12 protein-coding genes, 1 pseudogene and 1 riboswitch are annotated in these 13,008 nt (G+C 69.6%); of the genes and pseudogenes, 4 read left to right on the top strand and 9 right to left on the bottom strand.

Annotation, left to right across the window (positions count from 1 at the left end):
* Window positions 1–4: 4 nt before the first annotated feature.
* Window positions 5–110, bottom strand: a riboswitch (TPP riboswitch).
* Between the two features lie 74 nt (window positions 111–184).
* A complete protein-coding gene (gene rlmN, locus ACFW48_RS24750) occupies window positions 185–1,291 on the bottom strand; it encodes a 23S rRNA (adenine(2503)-C(2))-methyltransferase RlmN (protein WP_386317936.1) in 1,107 nt (368 codons plus the stop codon).
* A 645-nt stretch (window positions 1,292–1,936) separates the two neighbouring features.
* Here rlmN and ACFW48_RS24745 point away from each other — a divergent pair.
* The 3 genes from ACFW48_RS24745 (at window position 1,937) to ACFW48_RS24735 (ending at window position 3,661) form a co-directional block, all read left to right on the top strand.
* On the top strand, window positions 1,937–2,413 hold the full coding sequence (locus tag ACFW48_RS24745; protein ID WP_386317934.1) for a DUF6082 family protein: 477 nt from the start codon (window positions 1,937–1,939) through the stop codon (window positions 2,411–2,413).
* A 230-nt stretch (window positions 2,414–2,643) separates the two neighbouring features.
* Window positions 2,644–2,811 (top strand): hypothetical protein, encoded by a 168-nt coding sequence (locus tag ACFW48_RS24740; protein ID WP_386317933.1) that lies wholly within the window; start codon window positions 2,644–2,646, stop codon window positions 2,809–2,811.
* A 364-nt stretch (window positions 2,812–3,175) separates the two neighbouring features.
* A complete protein-coding gene (locus ACFW48_RS24735; RefSeq protein WP_386317932.1) occupies window positions 3,176–3,661 on the top strand; it encodes a VOC family protein in 486 nt (161 codons plus the stop codon).
* Between the two features lie 103 nt (window positions 3,662–3,764).
* On the opposite strand, the gene ACFW48_RS24730 is transcribed toward ACFW48_RS24735, so the two are convergent.
* The 5 genes from ACFW48_RS24730 to rpsB all read right to left on the bottom strand — a co-directional run bounded on the left by ACFW48_RS24730 (window position 3,765) and on the right by rpsB (window position 8,570).
* A complete protein-coding gene (locus tag ACFW48_RS24730; RefSeq protein WP_386317931.1) occupies window positions 3,765–4,922 on the bottom strand; it encodes a phosphatidate cytidylyltransferase in 1,158 nt (385 codons plus the stop codon).
* Window positions 4,922–5,479 (bottom strand): ribosome recycling factor, encoded by a 558-nt coding sequence (gene frr, locus ACFW48_RS24725; protein WP_210960347.1) that lies wholly within the window; start codon window positions 5,477–5,479, stop codon window positions 4,922–4,924. The genes ACFW48_RS24730 and frr overlap by 1 nt, the downstream gene beginning before the upstream one ends.
* Before the next feature lie 181 nt (window positions 5,480–5,660).
* Window positions 5,661–6,419 carry a UMP kinase gene (gene pyrH, locus ACFW48_RS24720; protein ID WP_386317930.1) on the bottom strand — a complete coding sequence of 253 codons (759 nt, stop codon included), beginning with the start codon at window positions 6,417–6,419 and terminating at the stop codon, window positions 5,661–5,663.
* Window positions 6,420–6,625: 206 nt separating this feature from the next.
* Window positions 6,626–7,471, bottom strand: coding sequence for a translation elongation factor Ts (tsf, locus tag ACFW48_RS24715; protein WP_386317928.1), 846 nt, complete (start codon window positions 7,469–7,471; stop codon window positions 6,626–6,628).
* 157 nt (window positions 7,472–7,628) lie between these two features.
* On the bottom strand, window positions 7,629–8,570 hold the full coding sequence (rpsB, locus tag ACFW48_RS24710) for a 30S ribosomal protein S2 (protein ID WP_386317926.1): 942 nt from the start codon (window positions 8,568–8,570) through the stop codon (window positions 7,629–7,631).
* 271 nt (window positions 8,571–8,841) lie between these two features.
* On the opposite strand from rpsB, the pseudogene ACFW48_RS24705 reads away from it, so the two are divergent.
* Window positions 8,842–9,456 (top strand): annotated as a pseudogene (locus ACFW48_RS24705) (M23 family metallopeptidase); the annotation flags it as partial.
* Between the two features lie 178 nt (window positions 9,457–9,634).
* On the opposite strand, the gene ACFW48_RS24700 reads toward ACFW48_RS24705, so the two are convergent.
* The 3 genes from ACFW48_RS24700 to dprA all read right to left on the bottom strand — a co-directional run bounded on the left by ACFW48_RS24700 (window position 9,635) and on the right by dprA (window position 12,554).
* The gene (locus ACFW48_RS24700) at window positions 9,635–10,192 is read right to left on the bottom strand and encodes a TetR/AcrR family transcriptional regulator (protein WP_386318027.1); all 558 of its coding nucleotides are present in this window, start codon (window positions 10,190–10,192) and stop codon (window positions 9,635–9,637) included.
* 128 nt (window positions 10,193–10,320) lie between these two features.
* Entirely contained in the window at window positions 10,321–11,163 is an 843-nt protein-coding gene (gene whiG / locus ACFW48_RS24695; RefSeq protein WP_055421734.1) for an RNA polymerase sigma factor WhiG, read from the bottom strand.
* 260 nt (window positions 11,164–11,423) lie between these two features.
* Window positions 11,424–12,554, bottom strand: coding sequence for a DNA-processing protein DprA (gene dprA, locus ACFW48_RS24690; RefSeq protein WP_386318025.1), 1,131 nt, complete (start codon window positions 12,552–12,554; stop codon window positions 11,424–11,426).
* Between the last annotated feature and the right edge of the window lie 454 nt (window positions 12,555–13,008).

Raw genomic sequence — 13,008 nt, 5'->3', positions numbered from 1 at the left:
ACAGCTCGAGTGGTGACCGATCTCCCTACCCAGAATGACCTGGGCCAGGTTCGGAGGGTCTGCGGCCGGTGCCGCACTCTCAGCGCTGTGGCGCTCCCCTGTCGGAATATGAAGATGTACTTCCGGACGTACTTCCGTATGAAGTTATGAAGCTGTCGTACGACGATGTACGACGCCGGTCAGGTTACCGCTCGCTCGCGGCGAGCTGACCACACGCCCCGTCGATCTCCTGCCCACGGGTGTCCCGGATCGTCACCGGCACACCATGCGCCGCGATCGCCTCGACGAACGCCTTCTCGTCCTCGGGCCGCGACGCGGTCCACTTCGAGCCGGGCGTGGGGTTGAGCGGGATGAGGTTGACGTGGACGGGCCTGCCCTTGAGCAGCCGCCCGAGCCGGTCACCGCGCCACGCCTGGTCGTTGATGTCCCGGATCAGCGCGTACTCGATGGAGAGCCGGCGCCCGGACGTGGCCGCGTACTCGAACCCGGCGTCCAGCACCTCACGCACCTTCCAGCGCGTGTTCACGGGGACGAGGGTGTCGCGCAGCTCGTCGTCGGGCGCGTGCAGCGAGATGGCGAGACGGCACTTGAAGCCTTCGCCGGTGAAGCGGTGTATGGCAGGCACGAGGCCCACCGTGGAGACCGTGATGCCGCGCTGGGAGAGCCCCAGTCCGTCCGGCTCGGGGTCGGTGAGGCGCCGGATGGAACCGACGACGCGATTGTAGTTGGCGAGGGGCTCGCCCATGCCCATGAACACGATGTTGCTCAGCCGGGCCGGTCCTCCGGGGACCTCGCCGTCCCGCAGGGCGCGCATCCCGTCCACGATCTGGTGCACGATCTCGGCGGTGGACAGATTCCGGTCCAGGCCCGCCTGCCCCGTGGCGCAGAACGGGCAGTTCATGCCGCAGCCCGCCTGGGAGCTGATGCACATGGTCACCCGGTCCGGGTAGCGCATGAGGACCGACTCGACGAGCGTCCCGTCGAACAGCTTCCACAGCGTCTTGCGGGTGGTGCCCTGGTCGGTCGACAGGTGCCGCACGACCGACATCAGCTCGGGCAGCAGCGCCTCCCGGAGCCCCTGGCGCGAGCCGGCGGGGATGTCGGTCCACTGCTCGGGGTCGTGCGCGTACCGCGCGAAGTAGTGCTGCGAGAGCTGCTTCGCACGGAACGGCTTCTCGCCGATCGCGGCGACGGCCTCCTTGCGCTCGGCGGGCGTGAGGTCGGCGAGGTGCCGCGGCGGCTTCTTGGCTCCGCGGGGGGCGATGAATGTGAGTTCTCCGGGCTTAGGCATGACCTTCCCAGTGTCGCAGATCCACATGGGTGACCTGCGGGGGTCGGTCGCTACGACTGTCGTCAGTAGTCGCCTCCGGTCACCACTGAGCGGCCTCGGACGGCCCAGAGACGGCCCAGGGCTCCGCCGACACGACCGCAGCGACCAGGCAATGACGTGGCTGCCCTTCTCGGCGTCCGCAGCAAAGAACACACAGACGAGTCACATGGAGGCTCCCAGCTCGTCCGGTGACTGCGGCCCGTGCGCCCAACGGCCGACGGCGAGTACCGTTGATCACCGCATATTCGTACCCGCGGACGTCCCGCACGGACTCCCCCGGCTCCCTCGCCAGGGCGACCCGTAAGGACTCCGCTTCCTCAGCCCTGCTGCGAGGTGCGCGGCATGAGCTTTCGCGTGCGCCTTGGCCAGCTGCTCTGGAACGGCAGCGGCGACCGCGCCGGCATGCTGCCCGAACCTTGCGACGGCCCAGGCCGACGGCCCCACCGCGTGAGTATCCGGTACAGACACGTAATCCCCCTTCCGCCGATCCCCAGTCCATCTGCGTGACACGCCCACGAAGGGCAGCTGTCCACGCTGATCGTTTGAAGCGACACATACCTTGGGCAGTGACGAGTGCGGAAGTCGTGGACAGAAGGGGACCGGCATATGGACGAGATAGCAACAGTTGTATCGCTCATCATATCTACAATTTCGCTTGCCGTCGTTGCGGCTGCACTGAGATTCCAATCCCGGCAAATGAAGATTTCGCAGGATGAAAGCATGAGGGCACAGCATCGAGAGCTGATCGGAATGTCAATTAACGATATTTCGTTGGCTCAATGCTGGGGCGACATCGCGAGCCACGAGAGCAACGAAAGATCCAGGCAGCTGATGTTCGCCAACCTTATTTTCTCTTGGTACTACTCCTCGTTCATTACCGAAGACGTAAATGAAGCGCAATTGGAGGTGAACCTGAGAACGTTCTTCAGCGGCGACGTGGGGAAGCAGTACTGGGACCAAGGCAGGTCAGGATGGGCGGGCTTGCTGGAAGCTGCGGAGTCAAGGAGAAAGAGCAGATTCCTTGCCATCGCGGACCGCGCTCATGAGTCCGCCGAGAGTAACTCGCACGACGTTGGGCCATGATCTGCGAGGCTCGCGCCAAAGTGGCTGCGTAAAGCCACGGAACCGACCGCTCCAGCCGCGATGTACCTCCTCGCTGGCGTCAGGTGGCCGATTGCCGCGTGCGGGGAGCGGAGCGAGCCGCCTTGATGACGGGGAGAAAGTCTGAACCGTGCCGCTGACGGTGCCCGGCACCTCGAATCGCTGGGTGCGCCGGCGCGCCTGGTGCGCTGGTCGCTCATCACTCCGGAGCCGTGTACGAGGCGGAGCAACGCGGGCTCTCGGCAGAGCTGGCCGTCTATGAGCGGGAAGACTCGCCGATGCTGGACGCCCTGATCGGCCAGGTCGCCTCCATTGCCCTCCTCTTCGCCACGCTGGCGGACCGCTTCGGAGTCGGGAGCGCCGAGCAGGAGCGGCCGTGAGTGGCGGCTACACGCGGGACATCTACGGTGACGTGCGGGCCTCGTGCCGTGGCTGCCCGCCCAGGTTCAGGCGGTCCGTGCAGCACTCCCCCAGCGCCACCGGCGCCCATGGTGGACGTGGGCGCCGGGTGCGGGCTCCGTCAGGGCGAGATCGCGGGATGGGCGGAGGGTGCGCTCGGCCAAGCCTGGCCTGACCGAGCGCCCGGATCGGCGTTGTGACTTCGACCGGCGAGGCAGGGCCTGTGGGTGCCGTTCAGGCAGATCCAGCAGCGCCACATCGACGCTTGACCTGAACCAAACTTGAGCTTTTAGGCTCCATTCAAAGCCCCAGGAACCGATCAGCGTCCCTTCGAGGAGGTTCGCCATGAGCGAGCACACAGCCCACTTCGAGATCCCCGACCGCTACCGCTATGCCGTGATCCCGCACATCATGGTCGACGACGCCGCCGCGGCGATCGACTTCTACCAGCGGGCGTTCGGCGCCCGTGAGAACTTCAGGATCGATGCCCCGGGCGGTGGGGTCATGCACGCCGAGATCACCATCGGGCGGTCGACCCTGATGCTGGGCGACGCCAGCGGGGACGAGGCGGAGGCCGCCTCCTTCGCCGCACCGGCCTCGCTGGGTGGAGGCACGTCCGTCACGTTGCACGTCTTCGTGCCGGACGTCGACAGCCTGGCGGAGCGAGCAGAGGCCGCCGGCGCGGAGATCCTCCAGCCGCCGAAGGACATGTTCCACGGTGACCGCACCGTCATCCTCAAGGACCCTTCGGGCCACATGTGGGTGTTTCTGACCCACATCGAGGACGTCTCGGAGGCGGAGCTGCGGCGCCGCCTGACCGCTGCCGGGTGACCGCTGTCGCCGTATGTGCGGTGACCGGCTGTGCCCTGGACACGGGTAAGGCCCGCCGCCCAGGGGACGGCGGGCCTTACCCGCCAAGAAGACGACCGGGCCGTCAGCCGGACCCGACGAAGATCACCAACAGCAGCCACACCACCGGCGCCGTCGGCAGCAGCGAGTCCAGGCGGTCCATGATGCCGCCGTGGCCCGGGAGCAGCGTGCCCATGTCCTTGATGCCGAGGTCCCGCTTGATCATGGACTCGCCGAGGTCGCCCAGCGTGGCGCTGACGGCGACCGCGAGGCCGAGCAGCAGGCCCTGCCACCAGGTGCCGTCGTCGATCACGAACTGCATGCACAGCGCGCCGGCCACCATCGCGAACGCCACCGCTCCGAGCAGGCCCTCACGGGTCTTGCCGGGGCTGATGCGCGGGGCGAGCTTGGTCTTGCCGAAGCGCCAGCCGACGGCGTAGGCGCCGGTGTCGCTGACGACCGTCAGCACCAGGAAGACCAGGACCCGCCACGCACCGTCGTCCGCCATGAGCATCATCGCGACGAACGTGGCCAGGAAAGGCACGTAGAACGCGGCGAAGAGTCCCGCCGTGACGTCCTTGAGATAGCCCTCCGGCGGCTCGGTCATCCGCCATACGAGGACCGCCAGCGCCGTGAGCGCCATGGCGACCCACGCACCCTCGGCACCCCGCACGTACCCGGCGACCACCATCGCCGCGCCGCCGATCGCGAGCGGCACGAGGGGCGCCTTGATGCCCTTGCGCTCCTCCAGCCGCTTGGTCAGCTCCCACAGGCCCACCACGACGGCGACCGCGACCACACCGACGAAGACGGCCTTGACGACGAACAGCGACGCGACGATCACCGCGCCGAGCCCTACGCCTACCCCTATCGCGGCACCCAGATCGCGCCCCGCGGTCTTCTTCTGCGGCTGCGGCTGCGCCGGCTGGGGGACGTCGGGCATGGGCTCCGGATTCTGCGGCACCGCCGCATACGGCTGCGCCGACGGATTCTCGCCGCGATACGTGTCGTCGCGGAACGGCTCGTCTCGGAACAGGGGGCCGCTCAGCCGAGCGGCCCCCTGGCCGTCATCCTGGTCTCCGCCGTGTTCGGGTACGTCGGGCACGATGGGCATGGGGCGAGTCTGCTGCGCGTAGTGCGCATCGTACGCGGGACCCGCCGGGGCAGCCCCCTGGACAGGCCCCTGGTCGGACGCCCCCCAGTACCCGGCTTGTGGCGGCGCTCCCCAGGAAGAGTCGTTCATCAGACCTCGAGCAGCTCCGCTTCCTTGTGCTTCAGGAGCTCGTCCACCTGGGCGACGTACTTGGCGGTGGTGTCGTCGAGCTCCTTCTCCGCGCGGCGGCCCTCGTCCTCGCCGACGTCGCCGTCCTTGACCATCTTGTCGATGGCGTCCTTGGCCTTGCGGCGCACGGAGCGGATCGAGACCTTGGCGTCCTCGGCCTTGCTCTTGGCGACCTTGATGTAGTCGCGGCGGCGCTCCTCGGTGAGCTCGGGGAACACCACCCGGATGATGTTTCCGTCGTTGCTCGGGTTGACGCCCAGGTCGGAGTCGCGGATCGCCTGTTCGATGTTGCGCAGGGCGCTCTTGTCGAAGGGGGTCACCACGGCCATGCGCGGCTCGGGCACGGAGAACGAGGCCAGCTGGTTGATCGGCGTCAGCGCGCCGTAGTAGTCGGCCACGATCTTGTTGAACATCGCCGGGTGCGCACGGCCGGTGCGGATCGCGGCGAAGTCCTCCTTGGCGACCACGACGGCCTTCTCCATCTTCTCCTCGGCCTCGAGGAGGGTCTCTTCGATCACCACTTGCTCCTGCGTGTCTTGAGTAGGCCCGGCTGCGGTTCCCTGTCGGGCCGGCGGCCGGCTGCGTCGCGTTCTTCCTGCACGGTTCCCGACCGGCGGGACATTGTCCATCCCCCGGTCCGGTCCCGTCCCGTCCGTCCCCCGGACAGGTGGCGTCCGCGGACAGGGGGTGCTTCTCCGGTCAGTCCCGGCTGCCTTGGTCACCCACAAGCGTGCCGATCTTCTCACCCTTGACGGCGCGGGCGATATTGCCCTCCTTCAGAAGCTCGAAGACCACGATCGGGAGGCTGTTGTCGCGGCAGAGCGTGACGGCCGTCGCGTCGGCGACCTTCAGGTCACGGGTGATGACCTCGCCGTACCCGAGCGCGTCGAACTTCACGGCGTCCGGGTTGGTCTTCGGGTCGGAGTCGTAGACCCCGTCCACGCCGTTCTTGCCCATGAGCAGGGCCTCGGCGTCGATCTCGAGGGCGCGCTGGGCGGCGGTGGTGTCGGTGGAGAAGTAGGGCATGCCCATACCGGCGCCGAAGATGACCACGCGGCCCTTCTCCAGGTGGCGCACGGCGCGCAGCGGGATGTACGGCTCGGCGACCTGGCCCATGGTGATGGCGGTCTGCACGCGGCAGTCGACGCCCTCCTTCTCCAGGAAGTCCTGGAGGGCCAGGCAGTTCATCACGGTGCCGAGCATGCCCATGTAGTCGGAGCGGGCGCGGTCCATGCCGCGTACCTGCAGCTCGGCGCCACGGAAGAAGTTCCCGCCGCCGATGACGATCGCGATCTGCGCGCCGTCCCGGACGACGGCCGCGATCTCACGGGCGATGGCGTGCACCACGTCGGGGTCGACGCCCAGGCCCCCACCGCCGGAGAAGGCCTCTCCGGACAGCTTCAGCATGAAGCGGCCGCAAACTTTGCCGTCGTCGCTCTTGTCGGCCTTGGTGGTCATGGAGATCTCGCCTCTTTTACGTGGGTCACACACACGAAGAAGGCCACTGCCGGTGGGGGCGTGTTTCGCATCCCATACGCGGCAATGGCCTCCTCGTCAGTTCTGCTGTCGTCCGCCGCCACGCGCGCGTACGCAACGGCGTACGCGAACGGCGCCGACGACTGCTGTCGACCCTACCGGGGTCGCGCGTCCGTCGCGGTACGGACTCAGATGCCGACCTTGATGCGCGAGAAGCGCTTCAGGGTGACACCGGCCTCGTCCAGCACCTTCTGGACGGACTTCTTGTTGTCCAGCGCGTAGGGCTGGCCCAGCAGCGTGGCGTCCTTGAAGAAGCCGTTGAGGCGACCCTCGACGATCTTCGGCAGGGCGGCCTCGGGCTTGCCCTCGGCGCGGGTGGTCTCCTCGGCGACGCGGCGCTCGGACTCGACGACCTCGGCCGGGACGTCCTCCTTGGAGAGGTACTTCGGCGCGAAGGCGGCGATGTGCTGGGCGACGCCCTTGGCGATCGCAGCGGCCTCGTCGGTCTGCTTGTCCAGCTCGACGAGGACACCGATCTGCGGGGGCAGGTCGGGCATCGTGCGGTGCATGTACGCGGTCACGAAGCCGCCGGAGAACTGCGCGAAGCGGTCCAGGACGATCTTCTCGCCGAGGTTGGCGTTGGCCTCGTCCACGAACGCCTGCACGGTCTTGCCGGGCTCGATCTCGGAGGCGAGGAGCGCCTCAATGTCGGCCGGGGCGGCCTTGGCGACGTGCTCGGCGATGGCCTTGGCGACGTTCTGGAACTTGTCGCCCTTGGCGACGAAGTCCGTCTCGCACTTCAGCTCGACGAGGACACCCGAGGTGTTGTCGTCGGCGATGATCGAGACGACGGCGCCGTTCTCGGCAGAACGGCCTTCGCGCTTGGCGACGCCCTTCTGACCCTTGATGCGGAGCGCCTCGACGGCCTTCTCGACGCTGCCGTCGGCCTCGTCCAGCGCCTTCTTGCAGTCCATCATGCCGGCGCCGGTGAGCTCACGAAGCTTCTTGACGTCGGCGGCGGTGTAGTTCGCCATGAGTCTGTGAATCTTTCTGGAAGTCTGGAAGATCGAAGATCTTGCGGGAACACGGACCTCCATGGAGCTGCAGGTCCGTGTCCCTCCACCGGCCTACGGGTGAACGGCGGGAGCGGATCTCATGTCACCGCTCCCGCCGTCGACGCCGACGGGACGGTCAGGCCTGCTCGCCCTCGGCGGCCGGAGCCTCGGCGGCGGGCGCCTCTTCGGCCGGGGCCTCGGTGGCCGCAGCCTCGGCGGCGGGGGCCTCGGCGGCGGGGGCGGCCTCGGCAGCCGGAGCCTCGGCGGGCTTCTCGGCGGTCTCGGCGTCGTCCTTCTTCTCGGCCTTCTCGCCCTCGAGCAGGTCGCGCTCCCACGCGGCGAGCGGCTCGCCGGCGGCCTTGTCACCCTTGTCGCCGGCAGCGGCGCCGGAGCGGGCGATGAGGCCCTCGGCGACGGCGTCGGCGATCACGCGGGTGAGCAGGGTGACGGAGCGGATCGCGTCGTCGTTGCCCGGGATCTTGTAGTCGACCTCGTCGGGGTCGCAGTTGGTGTCGAGGATGGCGACGACCGGGATGTTGAGCTTCCGGGCCTCGCCGACCGCGATGTGCTCCTTCTTGGTGTCCACGATCCAGACGGCGCTGGGCACCTTGGACATCTCGCGGATACCGCCGAGGGTCTTCTCCAGCTTGGCCTTCTCGCGGGAGAGGACGAGCAGCTCCTTCTTGGTGAGGCCGGACGCGGCCACATCCTCGAAGTCGATCTGCTCGAGCTCCTTCAGGCGCTGCAGGCGCTTGTAGACGGTCGAGAAGTTGGTGAGCATGCCGCCCAGCCAGCGCTGGTTGACGTAGGGCATGCCGACGCGGGTGGCCTGCTCGGCGATGGCCTCCTGCGCCTGCTTCTTCGTGCCGACGAACATGACCGTGCCGCCGTGGGCGACGGTCTCCTTGACGAACTCGTAGGCGCGGTCGATGTACGACAGCGACTGGAGCAGGTCGATGATGTAGATGCCGTTGCGCTCCGTGAAGATGAACCGCTTCATCTTCGGGTTCCAACGACGGGTCTGGTGACCGAAGTGGACGCCGCTTTCCAGCAGCTCCCGCATCGTGACGACGGCCATGGCCGTATCTCCTCGAGTTCTCGGTTGTGCCGCGGTAGCCGGACGGCTCCCGCGCCTGACGCCCGCGATGCGCCGTGCCACTAGGGACCGAGGGGCGCTGACACGAGCCTTGGGCGGCGTCGTGTCGGGGCGTGCGAAGTCGACCCGGTGACCCGGATCGCCATCAGAAGTGTACGGGACCCGCGGGGTACCGGGTGACGCGGCTGTCCACAAGCGGGAAGCGGTCCACAGGGTCGGACGGCTATCGGCCCTGGTGCGGGACGGTTCTGACATGCGAGCGAGGCGATGTGTGGGCGCGTGTACGTGTGTGGTGCTGCTGCTGACCGTTCTGGCCAGGGGGGCGACGCGACCGGCGACGGTAGCGGTGCCGACGGCGACAGTGGCGGTGGCGGTGGCGGCCACGGACACCGGGCGGGCCCTGGATCCGGCGGTGCCGGCCGTGGCCCGCCTCTGGCCGGTCGGTACCCGGCCCGCGGTCCTACGGGGCTGGGAGCCTCCGGCGACGCCGTACGGCCCTGGCCACCGCGGCGTGGACCTCGCCGCGGTGGACGGGACACCGGTACGGGCGGTGGCAGCGGGAAGGGTGTCGTTCGCGGGGCAGGTGGCGGGCAGGGGCGTCGTCTCGCTGGAACTGACGGGGACGGGTGATCCGCCACTGCGGACGACGTACGAGCCGGTCGAGGCCTCGGTGAAGAAGGGAGACGAGGTCGCGGCGGGCGAGGTACTCGGCACGGTACGGCCGACGGGCTCCCACTGCCCGGCCTGCCTGCACTGGGGCCTGCTGCGGGGCGACGTCTATCTCGACCCGCTGTCCCTGCTCCCACCGCGGCTGCTCGACGGGGGCCCGTCGAGGCTGCTGCCGGTCCTCGGAGTCCCGCTTCCGCAGCCCGCGGACGGTCGCGCCGCGAGCGCGGCAGAGGTGGCAGGGATGGCAGAGGTGGCAGAGGTGGCAGGGATGGCAGGGGTGGGCACGAGCGGCACCCCGGACCGCCGGGCCGCGCACTCGTCCCGTGACCGAGAGACCGCGCCCCAGAGACGCCGAGGTTCTCGACCGCCCCCGGCGATCAGCCCCGAACGCCCCGCAACGCCATGGAAACCGCCGCCTCCGTGATCGCCGCCGGCTCCTCCGCCGCTCCCAGCTCGATCCGCCGCACGGCCGCGTCCACGACCCCCTGCAGCAGCATCGCCGCCAGCCGCGGCTGCCCGTGCCCTATCTCCCCCAGCGCCTCGACGATCATCGCGATCAGCCCGCCGTGCGCCGCCCGGATCTTCTCCCGCGCGCCGGCGTCGAGTTCGCTCGCGGAGATGGCCACAACGGCGCGGTGCCGCCGGTCCCCGACGAGGTCGAGCTGCTTGCGCACATACGCCTCGACCTTGGCCTCGGGGGCCGCCTCGCGTTCCATCGCCGCCTCGACCTCCGCGGCCCAGACCGGGAAGTCGACGGCGCACAGCTCCTCGACGACCGCCGCCCGCGACCGGAAGTACTCATAGACGGACGACCGGGCCAGACCCGTCCGTTCGGCGAGGGCGGGGAAGGTCAGCGCCTCCGTCCCGCCGTCGGACAGCAGGGAGCGTGCCGCGTCCAGCAGGGCGGCACGCTGCATCGACCGGTGCTCGGCCACGGAGGCCGCTCGAATCCTTGGCACGCCACCACTTTACGGACGCGCCACCCGGTACGGGAGTCACTCACCCGACCGCACGACCGCCGACAGGGTCACCGAAGGAGTCGATCGCATGCCATAAGGCCAGGTCAGCGACCAAAGCCTGCCAGCTTGGCGCGCAGTTGCAACACCGACTTGGTGTGGATCTGGCTGACCCGGCTCTCCGTCACGCCGAGCACGTTCCCGATCTCGGCGAGCGTGAGTCCCTCGTAGTAATACAGGGTGACGACGGTCTTCTCCCGCTCCGGCAGCGTGTTGATCGCCCGCGCCAGGAACCGCCGCAGTTCCCGGTCCTCGGCGACCTCCACCGGGTTGTCGGCGGCGGTGTCCTCCAACGTGTCCATGAGGCTCAGCCGGTCCCCGCCCTCACCTCCGGCGTGCAGCAGCTCCTCCAGTGCCACCACGTTGGCCAGCGACAACTGGCTGAAGACCGCGTGGAGGTCCTCCACCGCGATCCCCATCTCGACGGCCACCTCGCTCTCCGACGGGGTGCGGCGCAGCCGGGCCTCCAGCGTCGCGTACGCGCGCTCCACGTTCCGCGCCTTCTGCCGGACCGACCGGGGGATCCAGTCCAGCGCCCGCAACTCGTCGATCATCGCGCCCCGGATCCGGGTGATCGCGTACGTCTCGAACTTGATCTCCCGGTCGACGTCGAACTTCTCGATCGCGTCGATCAGTCCGAACACCCCCGAGGAGACGAAGTCGGCCTGTTCGACGTTGGGCGGCAGCCCCACGCTCACCCGGCCCGCCACGTACTTCACGAGGGGCGAGTAGTGCAGGATCAGCTGTTCCCGCAGCCGCTCGTCCCCCGTCGCCTTGTACGACCGCCACAGCTCGTCGAGCGTCGAGGGGGCGGGCGGTCGCACGCTGCCACCGTCGCGGGCGGCTGGGGGGATCGCCGCCCGGTCGGACCCGGAGGTGTGCTGGGGCATTCGTCGCCTTGTGCCGTTCTGCCGTGATGTTGGTGTGCCTTGGTGAGGCCGCCGGTCTGCTGTCTGCGTGGGGGTCCTCGTGAGCGTAGCGTGACTGGACAGTCGCGGTGTGCGAAGAGCGGGGTGGGCCCGTACGCAGATACGTTCCGCTGAACGCCCTCCAGGGGGGACGATGATCGCTCTGCGTGATCACTCGAATACCCCAACTGCCAGAATTCCCAAGGGCGTCGGGGTTCCCCCGGACGGCCGAACACGGTCGGTCAACAAGGGCTCCGGCCACCGCGGACCGAGATCATCGCCTGGCGTGTCAACTTCCAGCCGTCGCCGTGTCGTTCGACGTAACCAAGCGCTCGAAGCTCGTACAGTCTCGCGATCGCGTCGTCCTGCGTGGTCTGTGCGCGTCGCGCCACCTCGGCCGCCCCCGCCGCTCCACGTGCGGGGAGCCCGGCCAGCACCTGGCGGGTGCGGGGTTCCAGCAGGTCGGTGGGGAGCACTGGCCCGCGCCGGTCCGGGGGCAGCTCACCCATGTCGCCGACCAGTTCCACGACCTCGGCTGCGTCGCTGACGAGCACCGCGTCGCCGCGCAGCAACTCGTGCACCCCCGCCGACAGCGCGCTGGTGGCCGGCCCCGGCACGCCCATCGTGTGCCGGCCGAGGCGCTGGGCCGCCCGGGCCGTGACCAGCGAGCCGCTGCGGTAGGCGGCCTCGACGACCACTGTGCCGCGGGTGAGCGCGGCGATCACGCGGTTGCGCAGGATGAACCTGCTGGGCGTCGGGTGATCGCCCGGTGGCAGCTCCCCGACGACCAGTCCCTGTTCCGCGATCCTGGTGATCAGCCCTGTGTGCCCTGGCGGGTAGGGGCGGTCGACGCCGCAGGCGAGGACGGCTGCGGTGGCGCCGCCCGCGCCGAGGGCGCCCCGGTGGGCGGCGCCGTCGACCCCGTAGGCGCCGCCGGACACCACGACCCAGCCGCGTTCGGCGAGCCCGGCGGCGAGGGTGGCCGCCATGTGGGCGCCGTACTCGGTGCAGGCGCGGGCTCCGACGACGGCCACCGACCTCAGCGCCCACATACGCAGACTGGGCCTGCCGCGCACCCACAGCCCGAGGGGCCTGGCGTCCCCGAGGTCGTCGAGCTGCCGCGGCCACTCGGCCGTCCCGGGAGCCACGAACCGCACCCCAGCCGCCCTGGCGACGGCGAGGTCCCGGCGCGGCTCGGCCCGGCCCGCCCTGGCACACAGGCCGGCCCACCGTTTCTCGCTCACCCCCGGCAGGGCACGCCCGCCCGCACGCAGCCGCCGCACCACGTCCGCGACTCCGCGCTCCCGCACCCACCGTCCACCGGTCTCGTCGCCGGGCTCGACGACCCGGGTGAGAAAGACCCGCCCGAGCACCTCGTCGTCCGCCGGCTCGCCGCCCGACGCCTCGACGTCGCAGCCGGCCGGGTCGCCTCGACGGGCCGGGACGTCTCGACGGGCCAGGTCGTGTCCACGGGCTAGGTCATCTCCACGGGCCGGGCTGTCTCCACGTCCCGGGCCGTCGCGCCTGCTCACGGCATCGCCCCTGATGGCGATACCGCCCCGCGGCACGGCGTCGTCCCACGGCACGGCGTCGTCCTGGGCCGCGCCGTCGTCCCCGGTCAGGACGTCGCTCCGGGATGCGGTGTCGCCCCCGGGCACGGCATCGTCCCCATCAGCGGCGTCGCCCCGCCATCCTGCGTCCGCCCTGTTCTCGACGTCGCCCGCCGCATCGGCGTCGTCCTTGATCACGACGTCGTCCGCAGCCGGTTCACCGCCCTTGGCGACGGCGCCGTCCCCGGCCATGGCGTCCTCCCCGGCCATGGCGCCG

It is taken from the genome of Streptomyces sp. NPDC058812, assembly GCF_042744565.1.
GTDB lineage: Bacteria > Actinomycetota > Actinomycetes > Streptomycetales > Streptomycetaceae > Streptomyces > Streptomyces thinghirensis.
This window is presented reverse-complemented; position numbering and strand designations above follow the sequence as displayed.